This is a genomic window from Streptomyces sp. NBC_01549 (assembly GCF_026339955.1).
Lineage (GTDB): Bacteria > Actinomycetota > Actinomycetes > Streptomycetales > Streptomycetaceae > Streptomyces.
Genome location: NZ_JAPEPW010000001.1, coordinates 2,972,539 through 2,996,772 on the forward strand (window position 1 = coordinate 2,972,539; position 24,234 = coordinate 2,996,772).

General features: G+C 68.8%; 22 protein-coding genes and 1 tRNA gene. 12 read left to right on the forward strand and 11 right to left on the reverse strand.

From position 1 onward, the window contains the following. Positions 1–8 precede the first annotated feature (8 nt). From OG819_RS13045 to OG819_RS13070, 6 genes are all read right to left on the reverse strand, one after another. Positions 9–1,223, reverse strand: coding sequence for a ketosynthase chain-length factor (locus tag OG819_RS13045; protein WP_266626487.1), 1,215 nt, complete (start codon positions 1,221–1,223; stop codon positions 9–11). Beyond that, a complete protein-coding gene (locus OG819_RS13050; protein WP_101399151.1) occupies positions 1,220–2,491 on the reverse strand; it encodes a beta-ketoacyl synthase in 1,272 nt (423 codons plus the stop codon). Before OG819_RS13050 ends, OG819_RS13045 begins: the two co-directional genes overlap by 4 nt. Beyond that, positions 2,488–2,817 (reverse strand): TcmI family type II polyketide cyclase, encoded by a 330-nt coding sequence (locus OG819_RS13055; RefSeq protein ID WP_266432549.1) that lies wholly within the window; start codon positions 2,815–2,817, stop codon positions 2,488–2,490. Before OG819_RS13055 ends, OG819_RS13050 begins: the two co-directional genes overlap by 4 nt. Positions 2,818–3,002: 185 nt before the next feature. Then, positions 3,003–4,778, reverse strand: coding sequence for a biotin carboxylase N-terminal domain-containing protein (locus OG819_RS13060; protein ID WP_266649502.1), 1,776 nt, complete (start codon positions 4,776–4,778; stop codon positions 3,003–3,005). 467 nt (positions 4,779–5,245) lie between these two features. Then, a complete protein-coding gene (locus tag OG819_RS13065; protein WP_266649503.1) occupies positions 5,246–6,205 on the reverse strand; it encodes an NAD(P)-dependent oxidoreductase in 960 nt (319 codons plus the stop codon). A gap of 86 nt (positions 6,206–6,291) precedes the next feature. After that, positions 6,292–7,347: a ScbA/BarX family gamma-butyrolactone biosynthesis protein gene (locus OG819_RS13070; protein WP_266649504.1), complete on the reverse strand. Its 1,056-nt coding sequence runs from the start codon at positions 7,345–7,347 to the stop codon at positions 6,292–6,294. Between the two features lie 474 nt (positions 7,348–7,821). Between OG819_RS13070 and OG819_RS13075 the strand changes: the two genes are divergently transcribed. Next, positions 7,822–8,616 carry a response regulator transcription factor gene (locus OG819_RS13075; RefSeq protein WP_266432557.1) on the forward strand — a complete coding sequence of 265 codons (795 nt, stop codon included), beginning with the start codon at positions 7,822–7,824 and terminating at the stop codon, positions 8,614–8,616. Positions 8,617–8,827: 211 nt separating this feature from the next. Then, positions 8,828–9,448, forward strand: coding sequence for a ScbR family autoregulator-binding transcription factor (locus OG819_RS13080; RefSeq protein WP_266649505.1), 621 nt, complete (start codon positions 8,828–8,830; stop codon positions 9,446–9,448). A gap of 303 nt (positions 9,449–9,751) precedes the next feature. On the opposite strand, the gene OG819_RS13085 is transcribed toward OG819_RS13080, so the two are convergent. After that, the gene (locus OG819_RS13085; protein WP_266649506.1) at positions 9,752–10,348 is read right to left on the reverse strand and encodes a TetR/AcrR family transcriptional regulator; all 597 of its coding nucleotides are present in this window, start codon (positions 10,346–10,348) and stop codon (positions 9,752–9,754) included. A gap of 312 nt (positions 10,349–10,660) precedes the next feature. On the opposite strand from OG819_RS13085, the gene OG819_RS13090 reads away from it, so the two are divergent. After that, positions 10,661–11,968 carry a histidine kinase gene (locus OG819_RS13090; protein WP_266649507.1) on the forward strand — a complete coding sequence of 436 codons (1,308 nt, stop codon included), beginning with the start codon at positions 10,661–10,663 and terminating at the stop codon, positions 11,966–11,968. Positions 11,969–12,027: 59 nt separating this feature from the next. Here the strand turns inward: OG819_RS13090 and OG819_RS13095 are convergent, their stop codons facing one another. Further along, positions 12,028–12,288: a hypothetical protein gene (locus tag OG819_RS13095; RefSeq protein WP_266649510.1), complete on the reverse strand. Its 261-nt coding sequence runs from the start codon at positions 12,286–12,288 to the stop codon at positions 12,028–12,030. Next, on the reverse strand, positions 12,285–12,599 hold the full coding sequence (locus OG819_RS13100) for a hypothetical protein (RefSeq protein WP_266649512.1): 315 nt from the start codon (positions 12,597–12,599) through the stop codon (positions 12,285–12,287). The genes OG819_RS13095 and OG819_RS13100 overlap by 4 nt, the downstream gene beginning before the upstream one ends. A 149-nt stretch (positions 12,600–12,748) precedes the next feature. On the opposite strand from OG819_RS13100, the gene OG819_RS13105 reads away from it, so the two are divergent. Then, a complete protein-coding gene (locus OG819_RS13105; RefSeq protein ID WP_266432570.1) occupies positions 12,749–13,009 on the forward strand; it encodes a winged helix-turn-helix domain-containing protein in 261 nt (86 codons plus the stop codon). A gap of 187 nt (positions 13,010–13,196) precedes the next feature. Here the strand turns inward: OG819_RS13105 and OG819_RS13110 are convergent. After that, positions 13,197–13,283: transfer RNA gene (locus OG819_RS13110), tRNA-Leu, on the reverse strand. Between the two features lie 368 nt (positions 13,284–13,651). Between OG819_RS13110 and OG819_RS13115 the strand changes: the two genes are divergently transcribed. From OG819_RS13115 to OG819_RS13150, 8 genes are all read left to right on the forward strand, one after another. After that, positions 13,652–13,795: a hypothetical protein gene (locus OG819_RS13115; RefSeq protein WP_159064449.1), complete on the forward strand. Its 144-nt coding sequence runs from the start codon at positions 13,652–13,654 to the stop codon at positions 13,793–13,795. Then, complete coding sequence (locus tag OG819_RS13120) at positions 13,783–14,640, forward strand: DUF3662 and FHA domain-containing protein (RefSeq protein ID WP_266432573.1); 858 nt, start codon at positions 13,783–13,785, stop codon at positions 14,638–14,640. Before OG819_RS13115 ends, OG819_RS13120 begins: the two co-directional genes overlap by 13 nt. Before the next feature lie 10 nt (positions 14,641–14,650). Next, positions 14,651–15,178 (forward strand): FHA domain-containing protein, encoded by a 528-nt coding sequence (locus OG819_RS13125; RefSeq protein ID WP_266432575.1) that lies wholly within the window; start codon positions 14,651–14,653, stop codon positions 15,176–15,178. Between the two features lie 128 nt (positions 15,179–15,306). Next, the gene (locus tag OG819_RS13130) at positions 15,307–16,857 is read left to right on the forward strand and encodes a Stp1/IreP family PP2C-type Ser/Thr phosphatase (protein ID WP_266649513.1); all 1,551 of its coding nucleotides are present in this window, start codon (positions 15,307–15,309) and stop codon (positions 16,855–16,857) included. Positions 16,858–16,883: 26 nt separating this feature from the next. Continuing rightward, positions 16,884–18,332: an FtsW/RodA/SpoVE family cell cycle protein gene (locus tag OG819_RS13135; RefSeq protein WP_266649514.1), complete on the forward strand. Its 1,449-nt coding sequence runs from the start codon at positions 16,884–16,886 to the stop codon at positions 18,330–18,332. Then, a complete protein-coding gene (locus OG819_RS13140) occupies positions 18,329–19,813 on the forward strand; it encodes a penicillin-binding transpeptidase domain-containing protein (RefSeq protein ID WP_266649515.1) in 1,485 nt (494 codons plus the stop codon). Before OG819_RS13135 ends, OG819_RS13140 begins: the two co-directional genes overlap by 4 nt. Before the next feature lie 170 nt (positions 19,814–19,983). Then, positions 19,984–21,993 (forward strand): Stk1 family PASTA domain-containing Ser/Thr kinase, encoded by a 2,010-nt coding sequence (pknB, locus tag OG819_RS13145; RefSeq protein ID WP_266649516.1) that lies wholly within the window; start codon positions 19,984–19,986, stop codon positions 21,991–21,993. Positions 21,994–22,129: 136 nt separating this feature from the next. Next, entirely contained in the window at positions 22,130–23,341 is a 1,212-nt protein-coding gene (locus OG819_RS13150; protein WP_323139340.1) for a restriction endonuclease, read from the forward strand. A gap of 113 nt (positions 23,342–23,454) precedes the next feature. Here the strand turns inward: OG819_RS13150 and OG819_RS13155 are convergent, their stop codons facing one another. Then, positions 23,455–24,204 carry a class E sortase gene (locus OG819_RS13155; protein WP_266649517.1) on the reverse strand — a complete coding sequence of 250 codons (750 nt, stop codon included), beginning with the start codon at positions 24,202–24,204 and terminating at the stop codon, positions 23,455–23,457. Between the last annotated feature and the right edge of the window lie 30 nt (positions 24,205–24,234).

Sequence of the window (24,234 nt, forward strand, 5' to 3'; positions counted from 1 at the left end):
TGCGCCGGTCAGTCGACGGCGCGGACCACGACGGCCGAGTTGAAGCCGCCGTAACCGCGGGCCAGGACCAGGGCGGTGCGCACCTGGGCGGTGCGCGACTGGTTGACGACCAGGTCGAGGCCGTACTCCTCGTCGGGGCTGATGTGGACCGTCGGCGGGATGAGGCCCTCCTCGATGGCCAGCAGCGCGGTGGCGACGTCGAGCGGGGCCGCGCCGGAGTACAGCCGGCCCGTCATCGTCTTGGGCGCGGTGACCGGGACGCCCCGGACACCGAAGACCGCGGAGATCGCGTCGGCCTCGATACGGTCCAGCTCCGGCACGCCCGCCGCGTCCGCGAAGACCACGTCGACGTCCTCGGGAGCGGTGCCCGCGTCGGCGAGCGCGAGTTCGATGGCCTTGCGCAGGGCGGGCTCGCGGTCGCTACCGGGCCGCGGGTCGAACGTCGAGCCGTAGCCCGCGATCTCGCCGTAGATCTTGGCGCCGCGCTCGCACGCCGACTCGGCCGACTCCATGATCAGGATGGCGCCGCCCTCGCCCGGCACATAGCCGGCCGCGTCGGCGTCGAAGGGCAGATAGGCGCGGGTCGGCTCGTCGCTGGTGCTCAGCCGGTCGCCGGCCATCTGCGCCACCCAGCCCCAGGGGCAGATCGACGCGTCGACGCCCCCGGAGACGATCATCGGGGTGCCCTTGCGGATGAGCCGCCGGCCGTGCGCCACCGCGTCGAGACCACCGGCCTCGTCACTGACGATGACGCCGCTGGGACCCTTGAGGCCGTTGCGGATGGAGATCTGGCCGCTGTTGACGGCGTAGAACCAGGCGAAGGACTGGTACGCGGACACGTACTGGCTGCCCTGGCTCCACAGTTTCTCCAGCTCGCCCTGACCGAACTCGAAGCCGCCCGAGGAACTGGCCGTGACGACGCCCATGTCGTACTCGGGCAGTTCCTTGGGATCGATGCCCGCGTCCGCGAGCGCCCACTCGGCGGCGACCAGCGCCATCCGGGTCATGTGGTCGGTCTGCGGCAGCAGCCGGCTCGGCAGCACGTCCGCGGCGACGAAGCCGGGCACCTCGCCCGCCAGGGTCGACGGGTAGGAGGACGGGTCGAAGCGGGTGACCCGCCCGATGCCGTTCTTGCCGGTCCGAGTGGCGGCCCAGTAGTCCTGTGTGCCCAGTCCGTTGGGGGCGGCGATGCCCAGACCGGTCACTACCACCGTGGTGGTCATGCCACGCTCCTCTCGGGACGCGCCAGCACCATGGCGCTCTGGAATCCCCCGAAGCCGCTGCCGACCGTGAGCACCGCGTCGGTGAGCTGCTCACGGGCGACCAGCGGCACGTAGTCGAGGTCGCACTTGGGGTCGGGGGTGGTGAGGTTGGCCGTGGGCGGCACGACGTGGTTCTCCATCGCCAGCGCGGACGCGGCGATCTCGATGGAGCCGATCGCGCCGAGCGAGTGCCCGACCATCGACTTGATCGAGCTGACCGGGGTCCGGTAGGCGTGGTCGCCCAGGCTCCGCTTGAACGCCTCGGTCTCGTGGCGGTCGTTCTGCTTGGTGCCCGAGCCGTGCGCGTTGATGTAGTCGATCTCGGTCGGGTTCATCCTGGCCTCGTCGAGCGCGACCGTGATGGCCTCGGCCATCTCCGCCCCGTCCGGACGCAGACCCGTCATGTGGTACGCGTTCGAGCGTGTCGCATAGCCCGCGATCTCGGCGTAGATGTGCGCGCCGCGCCGCTTGGCGCTCTCCAGTTCCTCCAGGACGAACACGGCGGCCCCCTCCCCGAGGACGAACCCGTTGCGGGTCCCGTCGAAGGGGCGCGAGGCGCGCTCGGGTACGTCGTCCCGGGGCGTCGTCGCCTTGATCGCGTCGAAGCACGCCATCGTGATCGGCGAGATCGGGGCGTCGGACGAACCCGTGATCATGACGTCGGCGGAGCCCTCGCGGAGCAGCTCCACCGCGTGCCCGACCGAGTCGATGCCGGACGTGCAGCCGGTGGAGACCACCGTGTTGGGGCCCTGCGCGCCCACGGCCCACGCGACCTCGGCCGCGAAGGAGCTGGGGACCAGGTAGTTGTACAGGTGCGGGGCCGTGTAGGCGTGGTCGACCAGGTGGAGCCGGCCGCCGTCGCTGACGACGTTGTACTCCTCGTCCAGACCCATGGTCGCGCCGACCGCGCTGCCGATGGTGACGCCGACGCGGTACGGGTCGTAGGCGTCGATGTCGATACCGCTGTCGGCGACCGCGCCACGGGCCGCGACCACCGCGAACTGCGCGGCGCGGTCCATCCGGCGTATCTCCTGCGGGCGCAGCCCGTGCTCCGCGGGATCGAAGTCGATCTCGGCGGCGACCCGGGAACGGAACGGGCTGGGGTCGAAGAACGTGATGCGGCGGGTGGCCGTACGGCCCTCGCTCAGCAGGTTCCAGAAGTTCTTCGCCCCGACACCACCGGGGGCGAGCACCTCGATACCGGTGATGACAACTCGTCGGCCGGTCACGCGGACGCCTCCCAGTTGTAGAAGCGTGTCGCCATCGCGTCGGCCGGGGAGCGCCAGGTGGCCGGGTCGTACGCCTCGATGAACGGCTTCAGGTCCTCGCTGATCTGTATGAAGCGCGGGTCGTGCCGGGCGTGCTGGATCAGCTCGCCGCCGTTGTCCGCGTCGAAGTCCTGGAGGTGGAAGTACAGACCCCGGTACTGGAAGAGCTGGCGCCGACGCGTGCCCATGCGGTGCGGCATTTCCGTGCCGTCGAAATCGCCGAAAATCTTCGCGACGTCGACGCTCGACCCGGGATCCATCCGAGCCACAATCAGCGTGCTGTACATACGTTTCCCTCTCCTCGGGGCCCACCACACAACAGTTGACGAAAGCTCATATTCAGTATCTTGGGCGGTACGAGCGGTTTCAATATTCCCTGTGTCAGGGAATTGTCAGACCGGTTCAGAATTGCGCTGGAGAGTGCTGGAGAACGGTGGAGAACGCTGGGAAATGCCAGGCAATTCCGGGTGATTCAGCCGGTGATTTCACACATGGCGGCGCCCGAGGCGACGGACGCGCCCACTTCCGCGGTGAGGTTCCTGACGGTCCCCGAGCGGTGGGCGTTGAGGGGCTGTTCCATCTTCATGGCCTCCAGGACGACGACGAGGTCGCCCTCCTTGACCTCCTGGCCCTCCTCGACCGCGACCTTGACGATCGTGCCCTGCATGGGCGAGGCGAGGGTGTCGCCGGAGGCCACCGGGCCCGACCTCCTGGCCGCGCGGCGCTTCGGCTTGGCGCCGGCGGCGAGGCCGGTGCGGGCCAGGGACATGCCCAGCGAGGACGGCAGCGAGACCTCCAGGCGCCTGCCGCCCACCTCGACGACGACGGACTCGCGGCCCGGCTCGTCCTCCGCCTCCGCCACCTCGGCGGGGGCCGTGAAGGCGGGGATCTCGTTGACGAACTCGGTCTCGATCCAGCGGGTGTGGACCGTGAACGGGTCGGCGGATCCGGTCAGTTCGGGAGCAAAGGCCGGGTCCTTGACGACCGCGCGGTGGAAGGGCAGCGCGGTGGCCATCCCGCCGATCTCGAACTCTTCGAGGGCGCGGGCGGCGCGCTGGAGCGCCTGCTCGCGGGTGGCGCCGGTGACGATCAGCTTGGCGAGCAGGGAGTCCCAGGCCGGGCCGATCACACTGCCGCACTGCACACCCGCGTCGAGGCGGACGCCGGGGCCGGAGGGCGGCGCGAAAGTGGAGACCGTGCCGGGGGCCGGGAGGAAACCCCGGCCAGGGTCTTCGCCGTTGATGCGGAACTCGAAGGAGTGGCCGCGCAGGACGGGGTCGCCGTAGCCGAGTTCCTCGCCGTCGGCGATGCGGAACATCTCGCGGACGAGGTCGATGCCGGCGACTTCCTCGGTGACCGGGTGTTCGACCTGGAGGCGGGTGTTGACCTCGAGGAAGGAGATCGTGCCGTCCATGCCGACGAGGAACTCCACCGTGCCGGCGCCGACGTAGCCGGCTTCCTTGAGGATCGCCTTGGAGGAGGAGTACAGCTCCGCCACCTGGGCGTCCGACAGGAACGGCGCGGGCGCCTCTTCCACCAGCTTCTGGTGGCGGCGCTGGAGCGAGCAGTCACGCGTGGACACGACGACGACATTGCCGTGGGTGTCGGCCAGGCACTGGGTCTCGACGTGGCGGGGCTTGTCGAGGTAGCGCTCGACGAAGCACTCGCCGCGGCCGAACGCGGCCACCGCCTCACGGACGGCGGAGTCGTACAGCTCGGGAACCTCTTCGAGGGTGCGGGCGACCTTCAGACCGCGTCCGCCGCCGCCGAAGGCGGCCTTGATCGCGATCGGCAGCCCGTGCTCCCGCGCGAAGGCGACGACCTCGTCGGCGCCGCTGACCGGGTCGGGGGTGCCCGCGACGAGGGGGGCTCCGGCGCGCTGGGCGATGTGGCGGGCGGCGACCTTGTCGCCGAGGTCACGGATGGCCTGCGGGGGCGGGCCGATCCACGTCAGGCCCGCGTCCAGGACCGCCTGGGCGAACTCGGCGTTCTCCGACAGGAAGCCGTAGCCCGGGTGGATGGCGTCCGCGCCGGAGTCCTTGGCGGCCTGGAGGACCTTGGCGATGTCCAGGTAACTGGTGGCGGGGGTGTCACCGCCCAAAGCGAACGCCTCGTCCGCCGCCCGGACATGCGACGCGTCCCTGTCTGGTTCCGCATACACGGCAACGCTCGCGATCCCGGCATCCCGGCACGCCCGGGCCACGCGGACAGCGATTTCGCCACGGTTGGCGATGAGCACCTTGCGCACGATGAACCTCCCCAGACTCCGCTCGGAGCCACAAGACTGTTCGAGTGCGCACTTCCCCTTCAATACGGTCCGTTGCAGAACTGGGTCAGAATCCGCAGACCCGGGGCAGCACTTACCGGAAGAGGAAAGAAGAAGGTCAGACCTCCGTCAAATCACCGGACCCGGTGGATGGAGCCACCGGGTCCGGAAAGAAAAGGAACGCGCCATTCCGTGGAGAATCTTGGAGGCCGATTGAGAGGCCGACCGAGAGGCCGACTGGAGGCTGACGGGAAGGTGCTTCGGGAGGCACTTTCAGCAGTCTCGCGGATCACGCGGATCATGGGGGGGCACCCGGATCACGGGGGTCATGGGGGGCACGCGGGTCTCACGGGTCTCATGAGACGCGGATCTCGCGGGTCCCACCGGTCTCACCGATCTCGCAGGCCCGTCGTCCACTCGGTTTGTCGAGCTCGCGGGCCCCTACCTGGTCAACCGGCCTGCAGAGCCTTGCGGTACCAGGGCGCGGCGAGGGGGAAATCGGTGTCGAAACCGCCGCCGGGAGCCCGGCGCAGGTCGGCCCAGAGCCGGGCACTGTCGAAGACATGGTCGGTGGTGAACATGTCGAGTCCCGACGGAGGTACGCCCTTCTCCACCAGGACCGCCCGGGCTTGGCCGGCGGTCAGCTCCCGGTCCGGCCAGTCGATCCCGGTGCACTCCGCGACCGCGCGCAGGAGGGTGCCCACGGGGAGCGGCTCCGGGTGGGTGGCGTGGTAGACGGAGGCGGTCAGGTCGGCGGCGGGGGCGAGCGCGACGGCCACCAGCAGCGTGGCCAGCTCGGGTACGGCGATCACCGAGGTCCGGGCGGGCCAGTCCTCCACCGTGCCGGGCAGCGTGCGCAGCATCCGCGTCAGGCCGGGCACCACCCACCTGTCGCCCTCCCCGTACACCAGGTGGGGCCGCAGGACGACACCGCCGGCCGCGAGGACGGCGTCCTCGGCCGTGGCCCGGGTGAGGGACGTGGGCGAGCGCGGGTTGCGGGTCAGTTCTTCGGGCCGGTCGCCGTGGAAGGTGCCACGGCCGTAGACCGACGCGGTGCTCAGCTGGACGATGCGCGCGACCCCCGCGCGGCGCGCTTCCTCGATGAGCGCCGCCGTACCACGGGCGTTGACGGCCTCGTTGGCCTCGGCATCGCCGCCGATCTGCGAGGCGCAGTGGATCAGGACGTCGACGCCGTCGCACACCCCGCGCAAGGACACGGGGTCGGTCAGATCGGCCCGTACGACGCGAGCACCGTCCCGGGCCGGGGAGCCCTGGTGGGACGGTGGAGCGGAGTCGGGCAGGGGACTGCGGTGCGACATGAGCCTCAAGTCGCCTCGGTGCAAGGCGGCTTCGCGGGCGACGTGCCCGCCGACGAAGCCGGCGGCGCCGGTGATCAGGATGGTGGGCACGGGTCTCTCCTCGGGATGGGGACGCTCTCCCAGACGTACGGAGGATGCGGGCTCAACGGCCGTGCGGGCTCAACAGCGGCGCGGGCTCAACAGCGGCGCGGGCCCAGGACGAGCTCGGCGGTGAAGACGGTCTCGGCGTGTTGCGTACCGCGCACCCGCACCAGTACGCCGCCCTCCGTACCGTGCGGTTCGACCTGCGGTTCGATCCAGCAGGGCGCGTCGAACTCGGCGTAGCGCGCGAAGTTGCTCTTGAGGCCCAGCAGGAGTGCGTCCGGCATCCCGGTCGAGACGAGGGCGGCCTGCCGGGCGGCTTCCAGCAGGACCATGCCCGGTATGTGATCGACGGGGTGGTCGAAGAAGGTGGGGTGGGCGGTGTCGACGCGCAGTTCCCAGCGGTCACCGATGCCCGAGGTGGATCCGGGCTCGGGCTCGGCGAGCAGCACGTGCCGGTCGTCGGAGTGGCCCACCGCGGCCGGGTCGATCGCGGGCGGCACGACGCGGTCGGTGGTGGTGGGCCGACCGGCGCGCAGCCTGCGGTGGACGGCCGGGCTGGTGCAGCTGAACGCGGCGCCCGCGGTGGCCATCGCCTTTCCGTCGCGCAGCACGGTGACGTCGTAGCGCATACCGCCGAGCACCCGGCCCCTGCGGACGATGTCGCGGCAGACCGTGCGCAGTTCGACCTCCGTGGGGACGGCGTCCGCGACGAGGAGTTCGGGGCAGGTGTTGAAGAACATGTCCCACATCAGGAACTGGTGCCCGAAGGGGACGCCGAACTCGGCGTGCGCGAGCAGGGAACCGATCTGGCGGACGGACTCGATCAGGAGCATCGGGGCCTGGTAGCCGCCGGACTGGGTGAAGAAGGAGTGACTGCGCGGCCATTGGGCGCTGACCGCGAATTCGTCCGGCTGGTCGGCTTCCGCGGGTTCGGCGGCGGCCTCCCAACCGGTCAGCAGGACCTCGGAGACGTCGGCGCGATGGACGTACTCGCGCGGAACCGTCGTGGTCAGCCGCGGCGTCAGGGTTCGCTCGGCGGTCTGGACGGTGGGTTGAACAGCGGTTCGAGCAGCGGTTCGTGAGGCGCTGGTGCCCACCGTTGCGACGTCGTCATCGACGGACACACGGGTGGAGGTGGTGTACGACATGTACGGCACTCCTGTCTGTTTCCGAGCAGGGGGCAGCAATCCGTACCGCCGGCAGCCACCCCCCGTGGCCGACGTTCTCTCGCCCCCACAAGATACAGACATGTCTGTTCGGTTTATCAAGCAAAGCTTTAGCATCCTTCAAGTGACGAGCCGCTGTTACCGGGCGGTACGGCACGATTGCGCCACTCCGGACGCCCGATCTCTCAAACCGTGCAGACCCGCATGGTTAGAGCCAAGGACACCCCTAGGGCAAGGGAGTCCACCCCGACCGCAACCTGCCGGAAACATGACCTTGAAACGTCGACGAGCCTCACATATATGCAGGTCAACATGGGTGGATCGGAAAAGGTACGGACCGACGCGCGGGGGATTTCGAACGCGTTGACAATCAGACAAGTCTGTTTGCTATCGTCCTCATTGTGAGAGTTCAGCAGTCCGTTCCGTGATGACGAGACTGTGCCTCAGGAGGAGCAGATGAATCGGCAAGCCGTGGATCTACTCGACGCCCGATCGCAGCGCAATCTTCCGCACCGCCCCACGATTCCCCAGCCCGGGCGGGCCGTTGCCCCACAGGCAGCCGCCGACCATCCCGGCCCCCCGGCCGGCGCACTGCGCGTCCTGGTCGTGGAGAACGATCTCAGGGCCGCCGACTCCCTCGTCCAGGGTCTGCTGCGGCAGGGGTACGCCGCGCAGAGCGTGGCCACCGGCACCAAGGCGCTCCAGGCGCACCGCGACGCCGATCTCCTACTGCTCGACCTGGACCTGCCCGACCTGGACGGGCTCGAGGTGTGCCGGGGAATCCGGGCGGTCTGCGACACCCCGGTCATCGCCGTCACCGCGCGTGGCTCCGAGCTCGACCGGGTGCTCGGACTACAGGCCGGCTCCGACGACTACCTGGTCAAGCCGTACGGCTTCCGTGAGTTACTGGCCCGGATGGAGGCGGTGATGCGCCGGGTGCGCCAACAGCCCGCCGCCGCCCAGATCATCACCCACGGGCCGCTGCGCATCGACGTCGGCACCCGGGTGGCCACGCTGGACGGGAAGCCGGTGGACCTGACCCGCAAGGAGTTCGACCTGCTGCGTCTACTGGCCTCGCAGCCCGGCACCGTCATGCCGCGACGCCAGCTCATGGCGCAGGTCTGGGACGACACCTGGTCCCACCGCGGGCGCACCATAGACACCCATGTCAGCAGCCTGCGCGGCAAGCTCGGTTCGAGCAGTTGGATCATCACCGTCCGCGGTGTCGGTTTTCGGCTCGGCCACCCGTAAGCGGCACCCGCAGGCCGTCCGAGGACCAGCGCACGACCCACAGGAGGAGCGCCCGGTGAGCGCTCGAGGACCGACACGGGCCCGACCGGGAACCGACCGAAAATCGAGCCAAAACGGAAGCAAATACTCCCGCCTACTGGCGGCGTGCCGCCTTGCCGATACAATACAGACCAGTCGGTAAATTTCCAGTGGGCGAGAGCAAGGACCTGGTATGGCCGCACAAGAGCGCGGGACGAGGTCGAGGCACTCGATCCTGGAGTCCGCGGCCCGGGTGTTCGACGAGCGCGGCTACGACGCGGCGAGCACCAACGACATCCTGGCCCGGACGGGTCTCACTCGAGGCGCGCTGTACCACCACTTCCCGTCCAAGGAAGCGATCGCCGTGGCGCTCGTGACCGCGCACAGCGAGGCCCTGGTGGTGCCGGACCAGGCGGTGAAGCTCCAGGCCGTCATCGACCTCACCCTGGAGTTCGCCCAGCGTCTGCAGCACGATCCGGTGCTACGGGCCAGTGTGCGGCTCGCGGTCGAGCAGACGTCGTTCTCCCGGCCGCCGCAGACGGCGTACGAGCAGTCCGGCGCCGCCATACTCGCCCTGCTGCGGCAGGCCGAGGAGCAGGGCGAGATCCTGCCCGGCGTGGACATCCAGGAAGCCACGTCGACGGTCGTCGGCGCCTTCACCGGCCTGCAGTTGATGTCCCAGGTCTACAGCAACCGCGAGGATCTGCCGGAACGCATCGGTGCGTTCTGGCGCTTCATGCTGCCCGGCCTGGCCACGCCCGGCCTGCTCGGCCGCCTCCGCACCACCCCGCCGCCGACCCGCGAGACCGCCTGACCCTCCCTCCACACCCGCCAGGCCGCCACCCGCACCCCCTGAACCCGGCAACCTCACAACCGATCCCCGCGCCCCGGCAACACCCGCCGAACAGAACACGGCGACCCGAACACGTACTCCGGGCAGAGCCGCCTCGCCCGTGACGGACCCAGCCCGACATCTCGTCCCGGGCACCCACCACGGGTCCCCTTCTCGTGCCGTCCCGTTCACGGGCATCGATTCCGGGCGCCGGTCCTCGGACCGACCCCGCCCGGCCACCCGACGCGGGCAGCTCCTCCGCGGGCGAACTCACGCCGCGAGCCGTCAGACCCGCTCCCCACCCGTCCGTTCCGTCTCCGTCCGCTCCTCCCCGGCCAACGAGAACAACGGACGCAACAACACCCACAGCCGCTTGGACGTCTTGGGGTCCCACCACTCCGCGTCCGTGTGCCCCAGCGACTCCAACCCCGCGGCCACCACCACCGCCAGGTCGGCCAGATCCTCCGGCGCCTGCACGACGTCCCGGTGCGCGTCGACCACCCGCCTGCGCACCAACGCCAGTACGTCGTCACGCAGTCGCGGCGGCCCCGCCGACCCGTCCACCGCCAGCTGTATGCCGGCCCGGACGAGTTCCTCCGTGCGCAACGCCTCGCACAGGGCGACCAGGAGGCGCTCCGGGGCATCCTCCACGGACCCCTCGAAGGCCTCGTCCATCAGCACGACGACCCGCTCGTGCGCCTGCTCGTACACCGCGGCCGTCAACTCCGCGGTGGAGGAGAAGTGGTGGTAGAGAGCCCCCCGGCTCACCCCGGCCCGGCGGCAGATGTTGACCAGTCCCGCATCGGAGAGCCGGCCGTTCGCTATCAGTTCCGCCGCGGCACGGACGAGAGCCTGACGGGTCTGTTCCGACCGGGTCTGCATCAGGCTGCACCTGCCTATTCCTGCTCTTGGCATGAAGGAGCGCGCGGGTGCCTCGTAGGCGCCGGCAACAACCAGAATCATACAACCATGCCTGTTTTAGTTGACAGCCCCGTGAACCCAGACCTCCATCCAATCCCTATAAATCCTGCAGCTCTTGCCCATGGCAGGACTCTTGACCGCCGGGCGATCCCGTGAGCACACCCCATCCCGAACGCCCATCCACTCTTGACAATCAGACAAGTCTGTTTGTTACGTTGGCGATGGCCACGTTGCCCCCGGCACCCGAGCGTCATCCGAGCGTTGAGGAGTCCGATGAGCAGCACGACCGCCCCCACCGCCGCGACCGCCCCCACCGGCCCGATCGCATCCGCCGGCCCGATCACATCCACCCGCCCGATCGCATCCGCCGGGCCGATCGCTCCCGCCGGCCCACCCCTCCCCGTCACCCCGACCATCCCCCTCGTCGGCAGCGGATTCGGCGAAGCCCTGCACGAAGGCCTGGTCCGCGCGGCGGCCCGGATGTCGCCACGCCCGGGTCACGCTCCCGCCATGTCGCCCGCCACCGCCCTGGGCTCCTGGGAGACCGGAGCCGTCCTGGACCGCTTCACCGCACGTCTCCCCACCGCGCTCGCCCCCGCCGAGGCGGAGGTGCCCGCCCTGCGCACCACGCTGACGGAGTTCGCCCGCACCGCCCTGTCCCGGGCCGCGGACACCACCCCCGCCCCCACCCCCACTCCCATCGCCCCGCCCGCCGCCTCCCCGCACCAGGTGGCCGCCGCGGTCGCCCTGCTCTTCGAATGCGCCCTGCTGCACGTCCTGGAGAGCGGCATCACGCACCGCGAGAGCGCGCTGCCCCGCGCGGTCGCGGTCGTCCGGCGTCTCGGCGAGGTCGTCCGGGGGGCCGGGGAGGGGATGTGGTCCGGCGACGACGGCCGCGGCGAGCGTCGCCGGCTGGCCCGGCAGCTGCACGACGAACTGGGCGGCGCCCTGTCCCTCGCCCGCCTCAGCCTCGACGCCGCCTCGACCTGCGCCCCCACCAGTACCAGCACCAGTAGCAGTACAAGGACCGGTCCCACTCCCAGCCCCACTGCCCGTACCCCTGACGCTTCCGGCGCCGTCGCGGCTCATCTCGCCACCGCCCAAAGGGCACTGGCCGAGGCGGCCCGGGAGAACCAGGCGCTCATCGACGGCATCCGCCACCGCGCCGACCTGCCGCCCCTCCGTGAGGCCCTGGAGGCCTTCCTCGCGGGCCCCCGCCCGCGCGCCGGCCGCCGTGTCCAGACCTCCGTCGAGGTCATCGGTGACGAGTGGACCCTCTCCGAGCGGCACCGGGAGGAGACCTTCCTCGCCCTGCGTGAGGCGCTGCGCGACCGCCTGGCCCGCTCGGGCGCGCACCGCGTGGACACCGTCGTACGCATCACCAGGCGCTGGCTGTACGCGAAGGTGACCGACGACGGCCAGGGCCCCGCGGCAGGTTCCGTCGGCTCCGCCGACTCCGTGCGAGCCCTGCGCTCCCTCACCGGCCGCGTCGAGGATCTCGGCGGCCGGACCGGCATCACATCCGGCACCCCCACCGGCACCCTGCTGGAGATCCACCTGCCCTTGCGCAGGCACCTTTGAGTGCCCACCGGAAAAGCTCCCACGGCGCCACCCCATACCTCCGGCAGGATGCCTCTACGTCATCGCTCCCTGTCCGCCGCCATGATGCCGACGCATTCTTCGAGCGCCGCGCACAACGACGGCACGAAGGCGGCGAGTTCGGCGTCCGACGACTTGCCTCCATCCAGCACGGCACCGACGACCGTCACCAGGACGGCGGCGGCCTTCAGCGCGTGCGCGTCGGCCAGTTCCTCAAGGAAACCGCCGGGACGCGCAACCACGAACGCCTCCTTGCCGGTTGCCGGGTCGAAGCCGACGCTGCGGAAACGCCTCGCGCTCATGCGGCAACCTCCCACGGGACGTAGTCCTGGCCGAGGGTCGCGAGGACCGCCGCCCGGCGCCGCTCCCGTTGAAGGCGCCTACGGTCGAGTTCGTCACGCTCGTGTTCCCATACGGCGAGGTAGGGCCGGACCATGGGCAGTCCGTCGGCGGCGATGACGTCCGCCGGGTGCGGCCCCGGCCGACGCGCGGGGGCGGGTTGGTGGGCTGGAACGGGCGGACAGACGGTGAGGGACGGTGGCGTACCGGGGCCGCGGTGCGCTCCGCGAGGAGGCAGGAAGAGGCTCAGGATCGCGGCCAGTAGGCTGCGCATGGGTCGACTCCTGTTCAGTCGGCTCGGGCCCCGGTGTGGAAGTAGCCGCTTCCCGTCGGGGCCGTTCTGTATTCAGAGCGCACGATACCCGTGGATAACCGTAGATAACCACGGATGCACAGAATGCCGTAGTCACCCACGCTAAGTTCATGGAGCTCGACCGCACACGTCCGCTCTGGCGGCAGATTGCAGCGGAGATCATCCGGCGCATCAAGGACGGCACGTATCCGCCGGGCAGCCGCGTACCTTCCACCTTGGAAATCGCCCAGGAGTTCGGCGTGGTGAACGCGACAGCGGCGAAGGCCATGCGGCACGCACGGGAACAGGGCTGGACACGGGGCGAAGTCGGTCTCGGGACCTTCGTGGCCGACCCCCTGCCACCCTCTCCTGAAACCCAGTCCCCCGCCTGACCGAAGCCGCACTCCCCCTCAGCCGCCCGAAGTGCCCCTGGAAAACCACTGCGGCCCCGACCGTGAGATACCTCACCACCGGGGCCCTGCCACGTCACCGTCCAGGCCAAGTCCCACCGTAACCACGAGAAACGGGCCCTCACCCTGACTTCCGTCAGTGGTGAAGACCCGTTCCTTCGGTTCTTCATGGTGCGCGAGGGGGGAGTTGAACCCCCACGCCCTTGCGGGCACTGGAACCTGAATCCAGCGCGTCTGCCTATTCCGCCACCCGCGCATTGGGTGTGTCTTTGGTCTCTCACCGAGTGGTGCGAGCGCCTGTCGACATGCAGAAGATTAGCACGCTGTCCGGGGTGGAATCACATCCCTTTCCCACGGCCACGGGCCCCGCCGGCACCGCACGTCTCAGGCGTAACCGGTTCACGTATCAACCTCGTACCGGTCCAGGCCATCTCTCCATGAGCAGGACAGGGTGCACAGTCAGGTGCGGGACACTGGTCTCGGAGCGCCTCTACGATCCTTGGCAGGAGTAGTGCCGGGAAGTGTTCGAAGAGGAGCCCCTGCGGGAACTTCGGGAGGGGACTTCGGAAGGCGTCGACACCCGTCGACCGGGCCGACAGGGGGAACCAGCCGATTTCCCGACGCGTGGATACGATCAGTAAGCAGTACCAGCAGGACCAGGACGACTACGGCAGGCCGTACGACACGGCGGGCCGTACGCAGTACGACGTGGACAGCAGGCAGAACCAGGACGGTTACGAAGGAGGAGGTGCCCCATGGGAGTCCTGAAGAAGTTCGAGCAGCGTCTCGAAGGTCTGGTCAACGGCACCTTCGCCAAGGTGTTCAAGTCCGAGGTCCAGCCCGTGGAGATCGCCGGAGCGCTGCAGCGCGAGTGCGACAACAACGCCACGATCTGGAACCGCGACCGGACCGTCGTACCCAACGACTTCATCGTGGAGCTGAGCGCGCCGGACTTCGAGCGCCTCAGCCCCTACTCCGGCCAGCTCGGCGACGAGCTCGCCGGCATGGTGCGCGACTACGCCAAGCAGCAGCGCTACACCTTCATGGGCCCCATCAAGGTCCACCTGGAGAAGGCGGACGACCTCGACACCGGTCTCTACCGGGTGCGCAGCCGTACGCTCGCCTCCTCCACCGACCAGCAGGCCCCCGAGCGCGCCCCCGCGGGCCCGCCCCCCGGCCGGCCCGGTGGCTACGGCTATCCGTCGGCCGCCCCCGGCCCGGGCCCCACAGGCGCGCCCCCGATGCCGTCCGCGCCGCCGCCCGGTGCGCGCCCCGGCCCCTCGCCGATGGGCGCCCGGCCAGGCGCGGCTCCGGGCCCGGCGGCAGGCGGCCGCATGCGGCACTGGGTCGAGATCAACGGCACCCGCCACCAGATCTCCCGCCCGACGCTGGTGCTGGGCCGCAGCACCGAAGCCGACGTGCGGATCGACGACCCCGGCGTATCCCGCCGGCACTGTGAGATCCGGACCGGAACGCCCTCGACGATCCAGGATCTCGGATCCACCAACGGCATCGTGGTGGACGGGCAGCACACCACCCGCGCTACGCTCCGCGACGGCTCGCGGATCGTCGTGGGCAGCACCACCATCATTTACCGGCAAGCCGAAGGGTGAAGCGGGGGCAATGTCAGAGCTGACCCTCACGGTCATGCGGCTGGGTTTCCTGGCCGTACTGTGGCTGTTCGTGATCGTGGCCGTGCAGGTCATCCGTAGCGACCTGTTCGGAACGCGCGTCACACAGCGCGGCTCGCGCAGGGACGCCTCCAGGCCGCAGCAGGCCGCGCGCCAGGCCACACCACCACCGCAGCGCCAGCAGGCGCCGCCGAGCGGGGGCAGCGGTGGCCGACAGCGCCGCGGCGCCCCCACCAAGCTGGTCGTCTCCGAAGGAACCCTCACGGGCACGACCGTCGCGCTGCAGGGGCAGACCATCACCCTGGGCCGCGCGCACGACAGCACCATCGTGCTGGACGACGACTACGCGTCCAGTCGCCATGCCAGGATCTACCCGGACCGAGACGGCCAGTGGATCGTCGAGGACCTCGGCTCCACCAATGGCACCTATCTCGACCGGAGCCGACTGACGACTCCCACGCCCGTTCCGCTGGGCGCGCCGATCCGCATCGGCAAGACCGTCATCGAGCTGCGGAAGTAGTGCTACATCATGAATGAGCGCGAGCGGAGCGAGCACGCAGTGGTGGTCCACACGACGGACCCCGGCGCGCTCCCGACCGGAGGGTGGGCACCGTGCGGATGTACCCGGAGCCGACGGGCGAGGTGCGCATGAGTCTGTCATTGCGCTTCGCCGCCGGATCGCACAAAGGCATGATCCGCGAGGGCAACGAGGACTCCGGTTACGCCGGTCCCCGCCTGCTCGCGATCGCCGACGGGATGGGCGGCCAGGCCGCCGGTGAGGTCGCCTCCTCCGAGGTGATCTCCACCATCGTCGCCCTGGACGACGACGTACCCGGCTCCGACATCCTCACCTCGCTGGGCACCGCCGTGCAGCGCGCCAACGACCAGCTGCGGATGATGGTCGAGGAGGACCCCCAGCTGGAGGGCATGGGGACCACCCTCACCGCGCTCCTGTGGACCGGTCAGCGCCTCGGCCTCGTCCACGTCGGCGACTCCCGCGCGTATCTCCTGCGTGACGGCGTGCTCACCCAGATCACCCAGGACCACACCTGGGTGCAGCGCCTCGTCGACGAGGGCCGCATCACCGAGGAAGAGGCCACGACCCACCCCCAGCGCTCCCTCCTCATGCGCGCGCTGGGCAGCGGCGACCACGTGGAGCCGGACCTCTCCATCCGCGAAGTCCGCGCCGGCGACCGGTACTTGATCTGCTCCGACGGCCTGTCCGGCGTCGTCTCCCATCAGACGATGGAAGACACCCTCGCCAGCTACCAGGGCCCGCAGGAGACCGTCCAGAACCTCATCGAGCTCGCGTTGCGCGGCGGCGGCCCCGACAACATCACGGTGATCATCGCCGACGTCCTCGACATCGACTCCGGCGACACCCTCGCCGTACAGCTCTCCGACACCCCGGTCGTGGTCGGCGCGGTCGCCGAGAACCAGCACCAGCTGCACGACAACGGCGCCATGCAGACCCCCGCGGGCCGCGCCTCCAGCCTCGGCCGTCCGGTACCCGGACAGGGCGGTGGCGGCGAGTTCGGCCCGCCCGGCAGCGGCGACACCACCGGCTACGTCCCCGCGGGCGGCTTCGGCGACTACTCCGACGAGGACTTCGTCAAGCCGCGCCCCGGACGCAGGTGGCTGAAGAGATCCCTCTACAGCGTGCTGGCGCTCGCCGTCATCGGCGGCGGTCTGTACGGCGGCTACCGTTGGACGCAGACGCAGTACTACGTCGGCATCCAGGACGAGCACGTCGCGCTGTACCGCGGAATCAGCCAGGACCTGGCCTGGGTCTCGCTCTCGAAGGTGGAGAAGGACCACCCCGAGATCGAACTCAAGTACCTGCCGCCGTACCAGCAGAAGCAGGTCAAGGCGACGATCGCGGAGGGCGGCCTCAAGAACGCCCAGCAGAAGATCGGCGAGCTCGCCACGCAGGCCTCGGCATGCAAGAAGGACGCCGAGCGTCGCGCCGCCGACACCCAGAGCGGTGCGAAGACCGGCACGGGCCAGGCAGGTGGAACCACGGGAACCACAACCACCTCTCTGACGTCCAAGGCCACGTCCAGCCCGTCCCCGACGCCGAACGCATCCAGCTCGGCACCGTCTTCGAAACCGTCCACCTCCACCGCACCCACTCCCACACCCGGCCCCAGCCTCTCCGACGAAGAGCAGAAGCTGGTCTCGCTGTGCGGTAAGCAGTAAGAAGCCGTGAGGGGCCCTGTCACACCATGAGCAGTAGTACGAACACGCCGACGCACCACACGTCGACCATCGGCTCGATCGGCGCACCGAGCCGCCGCAACACCGAGTTGGCGCTGCTGGTGTTCGCCGTCGTCATCCCGGTCTTCGCGTACGCCAACGTCGGCCTGGCCATCAACGACAAAGTGCCCGCCGGGCTGCTGGGCTACGGCCTCGGCCTCGGCCTGCTCGCAGGCGTCGGCCACCTCGGCGTACGGAAGTTCGCACCGTACGCCGACCCGCTGCTGCTGCCACTGGCGACGCTGCTCAACGGCCTCGGCCTGGTGATGATCTGGCGTCTCGACCAGTCCAAGCTGCTCCAGTCGCTGCCCAACTTCACCCAGGCAGCGCCCCGCCAGCTGATGTACACCGCGCTGGGCATCGGTCTGTTCGTCGCCGTGCTGATCTTCCTCAAGGACCACCGCGTCCTGCAGCGCTACACCTACATCTCCATGTTCGGCGCCATCGTCCTGCTCCTGCTGCCGCTGGTCCCCGGCCTCGGAGCCAACATCTACGGCGCCAAGATCTGGATCTCGATCCCCGGCCTGGGCACCCTCCAGCCCGGCGAGTTCGCGAAGATCATCCTCGCGGTCTTCTTCGCCGGCTACCTCATGGTCAAGCGCGACGCGCTGGCCCTCGCCAGCCGCCGCTTCATGGGCCTCTACCTGCCGCGCGGCCGCGACCTCGGCCCGATCCTGGTGGTCTGGTTCGTCTCCATCCTGATCCTGGTCTTCGAGACCGACCTCGGTACCTCGCTGCTGTTCTTCGGCATGTTCGTGATCATGCTGTACGTCGCCACGGAGCGGACCAGCTGGATCGTCTTCGGTCTGCTGATGTCGGCGGTCGGCGCCGTCGGCGTGGCGAGCTTCGAACCGCACATCCAGACGCGTGTCCAGGCCTGGCTCAACCCGTTGCACGAGTACAAGCTCAGCCAGGCCGGAACCCACGACGGCATCCTCCACTCCGAGCAGGCCATGCAGGCCCTGTGGGCCTTCGGCTCCGGCGGCACGCTCGGCACCGGATGGGGACAGGGCCACTCGGAACTCATCCGGTTCGCCGCCAACTCCGACTTCATCCTCGCCAGCTTCGGCGAGGAACTGGGCCTGGCGGGGATCATGGCGATCCTGGTCATCTACGGCCTGATCGTGGAGCGCGGCATCCGAACGGCGCTCGCGGCCCGCGACCCGTTCGGCAAGCTCCTCGCCGTCGGCCTCTCCGGCGGCTTCGCGCTCCAGGTCTTCGTCGTCGCGGGCGGCGTCATGGGCCTGATCCCGCTCACCGGTATGACGATGCCGTTCGTGGCCTACGGAGGCTCCTCCGTCATCGCCAACTGGGCGCTCATGGGCATCCTGATCAGAATCAGCGACACCGCCCGCCGCCCGGCACCCGCACCCGCACCCAGCCCCGACGCCGAGATGACCCAGGTGGTCCGCCCGTGAACAAGCCCCTGCGCCGGATCGCGATCTTCTGCGGACTCCTCGTCCTCGCCCTGCTCATCCGTGACAACTGGCTCCAGTACGTCCAGGCGGACACCCTGAAGTCCGACACTCTGAACCGCCGCGTCGCCATCGAGCGATACGCCACACCGCGCGGCGACATCATCGTCGACGGCAAGTCGATCACCGGGTCCGCAAAGGGCACCGGCAGCGGCTACAACGACTTCGAATACAAGCGCACCTACAAGGACGGCGCGATGTGGGCGCCCGTCACCGGGTACGCCTCCCAGGCCTTCGGCGCCACCCAGTTGGAGAGCATCGAGGACGGCATCCTCACCGGCAACGACGACCGGCTCTTCTTCCGCAACACCCTCGGCATGATCACGGGCAAGAAGAAGCAGGGCGGCAACGTCGTCACCACCCTCAACGCCGCCGCGCAGAAGGCCGCGTACCAGGGCCTGCTGAGCCGGGGCAAGGGCGCCGTCGCCGCGATCGACCCGCAGACCGGCGCGATCCTGGCACTGGCCTCCACCCCGTCGTACGACCCGTCGACCTTCGCCGGGAACTCGACGAGCGTCGACGGCAAGGCATGGACGAAGCTGGAGAAGAAGAACAACCCCGACGATCCGACGCTCAACCGGGCGCTGCGCGAGACCTACCCGCCGGGCTCCACCTTCAAGGTGGTCACCGCGGCGGCGGCGCTGGAGAACGGCCTGTACAAGTCCGCGGACGAGAACACGGACTCACCGCTGCCGTACACCCTGCCGAACACCACGACCGAGCTGAAGAACGAGGGCAGCATCCCCTGCAAGAACGCCACCATGCGCGTGGCGCTCCGCTACTCCTGCAACACGGTCTTCGGCAAGATCGGCGCCGACCTCGGCAAGGACAAGATGCTGGCGGAGGCCGAGAAGTTCGGCTTCAACTCCGAGCAGTTCACGCCGGTACGGTCCAATGCCTCGAACTTCCCCAAGAAGATGGACAAGCCGCAGACCGCGCTCAGCTCCATCGGCCAGTTCGAGACCGCCGCGACCCCACTGCAGATGGCCATGGTGGCCTCGGCCGTCGCCAACAACGGCACGCTCATGAAGCCGTACATGGTCGACGAGTTGCAGGCTTCGAGCCTGGACCCCATCGAGCAGACCGAACCGAAGAAGCTGAGCCAGCCGCTCTCCAAGGAGAACGCCCAGATCCTGCAGGCGATGATGGAGACGGTCGTCAAGGAGGGCACGGGTACGAAGGCGCAGATCTCCGGCGTCACCGTGGGCGGCAAGACCGGTACCGCCCAGCACGGTGTCGCCAACAGCGAGAAGCCGTACGCGTGGTTCATCTCATACGCCAAGCTCCCCGACGGCAGCTCGCCCGTCGCCGTGGCCGTGGTGGTCGAGGACGGCGCCGCGAACCGTGGAGACATCACGGGTGGTGGTCTCGCCGCCCCCATCGCGAGGAGCGTGATGAAGGCAGTCATCGACAGCAAGAAGTGACCCCTGTCACGTCCCCTTCACATCGGTGCACGTTGCGATACCGGTCCTGTATCGGGTGACGGGCTTGGCCAGGTCACAGAAGCCGAGCCGGGTACGGTATGCCCGGACGGCACACCGCCGGACCACACAAGCGTGCGGTCGGGACCGACGGAGAGGGCTGGTAGGTAGCTATGGAAGAGCCGCGTCGCCTCGGCGGCCGGTACGAGCTGGGCCAGGTGCTCGGCCGTGGTGGCATGGCGGAGGTACATCTCGCCCATGACACACGGCTCGGCCGCACCGTGGCGGTGAAGACGCTGCGAGCCGACCTCGCACGCGATCCGTCGTTCCAGGCCCGGTTCCGCCGGGAGGCCCAGTCGGCCGCCTCGCTCAACCATCCCGCGATCGTCGCCGTGTACGACACGGGTGAGGACTACATCGAGGGCATCTCCATCCCGTACATCGTGATGGAGTACGTCGACGGGTCCACGCTGCGAGAGCTGCTGCATTCGGGCCGCAGACTGCTGCCCGAGCGCACCCTGGAGATGACCATCGGCATCCTCCAGGCCCTCGAGTACTCCCACCGCGCCGGAATCGTCCACCGTGACATCAAGCCGGCCAACGTCATGCTGACGCGCAACGGCCAGGTCAAGGTCATGGACTTCGGCATCGCCCGCGCCATGGGCGACGCCGGCATGACGATGACGCAGACCGCCGCGGTCATCGGCACCGCCCAGTACCTCTCCCCGGAGCAGGCCAAGGGCGAGCAGGTCGACGCCCGCTCCGACCTCTACTCGACCGGCTGCCTCCTCTACGAGCTGCTGACCGTGCGCCCGCCCTTCGTGGGCGACTCCCCGGTCGCGGTCGCGTACCAGCACGTACGCGAGGAGCCGCAGCCGCCGTCCGTCTTCGACCCCGAGATCACGCCCGAGATGGACGCGATCGTCCTGAAGGCACTGGTCAAGGACCCGGACTACCGCTATCAGTCCGCCGACGAGATGCGCCAGGACATCGAGGCCTGCCTCGACGGCCAGCCGGTCGCCGCAACGGCCGCCATGGGCTCCGTGGGCTACGGCGGCTACCCGGACCACCAGGCCACCACGGCGCTGCGCTCCGCGGACGCCCAGGCCACGTCCATGCTGCCCCCGATGAACCCGGACGACGGCGGCTACGGCTACAACAACTACGACGACCGCCCGGCCCGCCGCCGCCAGCAGAAGAAGTCGAACACCTCGACGATTTTGCTGGTCGTGGCGGGTGCGCTGGTTCTGATCGGCGCGATCCTCATCGGGAAGTGGATCTCCAGCGGCGGCGGGGTGAGCAACAACACCGTCGTGGTCCCCAACCTCGTCAGCCAGACGCGGCAGGACGCCACCCAGCTGGCCAAGAACGCGGAGCTGAAGGTTTCGATCACCAAGAAGCCCTGTGAGAACCAGAAGACCGGCAACGTCTGCGACCAGGACCCGAAGGCGGGCGTGAAGGCCACCAAGGGCGACACGATCACTCTGACCGTGTCCACGGGGGCGCCGAAGGTCGCGGTGCCCAGTGTCCTCGGCAAGAGCCTGGACGAAGCCAAGACGATCCTCGAGGGCGACGGCTACCAGTTCCAGGTCAAGTTGAAGACCCAGGAGTCCACGGAGGACCCGAACACCGTCCTGGACCAGTCCATCCCGCTCGGCAAGGAGGTGGAGAAGGGATCACCGATCACCCTCACCATCGCCAAGGCCGTCGCGAAGTCCACGGTCCCGGACGTGGCAGGCAAGTCCTGTGAAGAGGCCAAGGCACTGATGACGGACAACAACCTGGTCGGCGACTGCACCGACATCGACGTGGCCGACCCGAACCAGGCCGGCAAGGTCGTCTCGACCGTTCCGGCAATCGGCAGCCCGGCCGACAAGGGCTCCAGGGTGAACATCCAGGTCGGCAAGGCGCAGAACCAGACCTTCCAGATGCCGCAGGTGACCCAGATGACCCTTGCCCAGGCCAAACAGACCCTGGCGCAGAACAATCTCCAACTCGGCAACGTCGCAGGCTCGACGGACGACAACGCCATAGTGCTCACCAGCGATCCGTCGCAGGGCTCGCAGGTGACGGCGGGCCAGAAGGTCAACCTCATCGCGGCCGACTCCGGGCAGGGCGGCAACAACAACGGCGGTAACAACAACGGCGGCACCAACTTCTTCGGCGGCCCCAACGGGGGCTGACGCGGCGGTTGAACGACACTGTGCCCCGCCCGGAAGTGCCTTCCGGGCGGGGCACAGTTCGTTTCAGTTCGTTCGAGTCGCCCGGTGGCCGCCACGGCAGGCGGCCAGGGGGCGCAGTGATCGATGTGGACCCCAGATGCGTCCCGCAGGGTCGACGCTTTTGCCTCGACCGACCGAGCGCACGCCCGCAAAACGATCGTGTCTTCATGTCTGCCGACTCGTTGATCGATTGGGGTGGGGTGTCATGTCACAGCTCTGCCCTGGCCACACGGCCGTACCACCAACAGGAGGGCAGAAAGTGATCAACGAATCGGCACTGCTGGAATCCAAGAGCCTGCGCGACAGCGTGCTTGAACAGACGGACGTACTCGACCGGGTGAAGGCCCTGTCACTACTGCCGGACGGCATGCATGTGACGACGGCGATGGTGGCGGCGTACTTCGGCGTCACAGCCGAGGCGATCCGGCAACTCAAAGCACGGCATCCCGGGGAACTGGCGAGCAACGGCATGGTGACGCTCCAAGGTGCTGAGCTCGCGAAATTTAAGCGTGACGTCTTGTCACGCTTTCCAGAAAGTTATCCACAACCTCGTTCCAGCCTCACGCTCTACTCGCGCCGAGCCGTCCTCAACGTCGCGATGCTCCTCCGCGACAGCGACGTCGCCCGCCAGGTGCGCACGTACCTCCTCGACATGGAGTACCTGGCACACGCTCACCCCGTGGAGGAACCCGTCCCAAGCAACACAGTGTCGCTTGACGACCGCATCGACCAGCGCATCACTCACATCCTCGGCAAGACAGTCGTCCCGATGTTCAACGCCCTGATCGAAACGTCGGGCGAGCACCGCAGAGAACTGATCGCACTGCGAGCTGGGGTCGAGACGGTCGAGAGGAGGCTCCGTCAGCACCACGCTCGGCTCCAGCGTCTGGAAGGCCCCCGGGAGGAGCGCCCTCTCGCCGGAGTCATGGCATCCATCGACGCCATGAACGGTCGGGAGTTCGAAGAGTACGTCGCCGAACTGCTGCGACGCGACGGCTGCACCAATGTGGTCCTACGAGGCGGCCGTGGAGACCGCGGGATCGACATCACCGGACGTACAGCCGACGGGCGGCACGTCGCCGTCCAGTGCAAGAGGTTCGCGCCCTACCTCTCCGTCACCAGCCCTGACGTGCAGAAGTTCGTCGGGGCGGCCAAGGTTTTGCACACTTCGGAGGTAGCCCTCTTCGTGGCGACGTGTCCCTTCACCCCCGACGCCCTGAACGTCGCCACCGACGGCGGCATCACCGCCGTACACCGCGGACTGCTTGAGGAGTGGAGCGCGGGAGCAGCGCTGGCAGTTCTGGAGTAGCCACACCGCTGCGCACAAGGGCCCGAAGCCGCAAGAGCTAGTTGCGGCTTCGGGCCCAGCTCATGTCGGGAGTGACAACGTGTCACTCCCGCACAGCAGCCGTCCTGACGACGCTAGCCCAGTTCCTTCGGCGGCGTGCGCGCGCTGTCCACCTTCTCCACCCGCTCCAGCTCGCCCCACACGATGTACCGGTACTCCGACGTGTACACCGGCGTGCAGGTCGTCAGGGTGATGTAGTGGCCCGGCTTCGTCTTGCCGGACTGCTTGGGGACCGTCTGGAGGACCTTGACGTTGTACTTCGAGGTCTCGGGGAGGATCGAGAAGACCTTGTAGACGTACCAGTCGTCCTTGGTCTCGAAGACGATCGGGTCGCCCTTCTTGACCTTGTCGATGTTGTGGAACTTGGCGCCGTGGCCGTCGCGGTGGGCGGCGAGCGTGAAGTTGCCGGTCTTGTCGGTCATCGGCAGCGTCGCCTTGACGGGGTCCGTGTAGTAGCCGGCGACACCGTCGTTCAGGACCTTCGTGGAGGTGCCCTTCTCGACCAGCACCTCGCCGTTCTTCATGGACGGAACATGCAGGAAGCCGATGCCCCCGTTGGTGTCCAGGGCGCCGGGACCGCTCTTGTCCTGGGCCCAGTTGTCGCGGACCTTGTCGCCCTGCTTGTCGGCCGCGCGGTCCGCGACGACGTTCGTCCACCAGAGGGAGTAGACGACGAACAGGCCGAGCACCAGGCCCGCGGTGATGAGGAGTTCACCCAGGATGCTGACCACCATCGCGATCCGGCTGACTCCACGACGCTTCGGAGTGGCCGCTTCGGCGTCGGCCGCCTCGGCGCGCTCGTCGTGGTCGGTCCTCGCTGCCACTGTGCATCTGCCCCGTCTGGTCTGTCTCAG

Coding starts and splice junctions, on each gene's coding strand:
- OG819_RS13045 (WP_266626487.1), bottom strand. CDS start 1,223: ATGACCACCACGGTGGTAGTGACCGGTCTGGGCATCGCCGCCCCCAAC.
- OG819_RS13100 (WP_266649512.1), bottom strand. CDS start 12,599: ATGCGCAGCCTACTGGCCGCGATCCTGAGCCTCTTCCTGCCTCCTCGC.
- pknB (WP_266649516.1), top strand. CDS start 19,984: ATGGAAGAGCCGCGTCGCCTCGGCGGCCGGTACGAGCTGGGCCAGGTG.
- OG819_RS13125 (WP_266432575.1), top strand. CDS start 14,651: ATGTCAGAGCTGACCCTCACGGTCATGCGGCTGGGTTTCCTGGCCGTA.
- OG819_RS13055 (WP_266432549.1), bottom strand. CDS start 2,817: ATGTACAGCACGCTGATTGTGGCTCGGATGGATCCCGGGTCGAGCGTC.
- OG819_RS13105 (WP_266432570.1), top strand. CDS start 12,749: ATGGAGCTCGACCGCACACGTCCGCTCTGGCGGCAGATTGCAGCGGAG.
- OG819_RS13090 (WP_266649507.1), top strand. CDS start 10,661: ATGAGCAGCACGACCGCCCCCACCGCCGCGACCGCCCCCACCGGCCCG.
- OG819_RS13150 (WP_323139340.1), top strand. CDS start 22,130: ATGCGTCCCGCAGGGTCGACGCTTTTGCCTCGACCGACCGAGCGCACG.
- OG819_RS13135 (WP_266649514.1), top strand. CDS start 16,884: ATGAGCAGTAGTACGAACACGCCGACGCACCACACGTCGACCATCGGC.
- OG819_RS13120 (WP_266432573.1), top strand. CDS start 13,783: ATGGGAGTCCTGAAGAAGTTCGAGCAGCGTCTCGAAGGTCTGGTCAAC.
- OG819_RS13095 (WP_266649510.1), bottom strand. CDS start 12,288: ATGAGCGCGAGGCGTTTCCGCAGCGTCGGCTTCGACCCGGCAACCGGC.
- OG819_RS13130 (WP_266649513.1), top strand. CDS start 15,307: ATGAGTCTGTCATTGCGCTTCGCCGCCGGATCGCACAAAGGCATGATC.
- OG819_RS13080 (WP_266649505.1), top strand. CDS start 8,828: ATGGCCGCACAAGAGCGCGGGACGAGGTCGAGGCACTCGATCCTGGAG.
- OG819_RS13085 (WP_266649506.1), bottom strand. CDS start 10,348: ATGCAGACCCGGTCGGAACAGACCCGTCAGGCTCTCGTCCGTGCCGCG.
- OG819_RS13070 (WP_266649504.1), bottom strand. CDS start 7,347: ATGTCGTACACCACCTCCACCCGTGTGTCCGTCGATGACGACGTCGCA.
- OG819_RS13075 (WP_266432557.1), top strand. CDS start 7,822: ATGAATCGGCAAGCCGTGGATCTACTCGACGCCCGATCGCAGCGCAAT.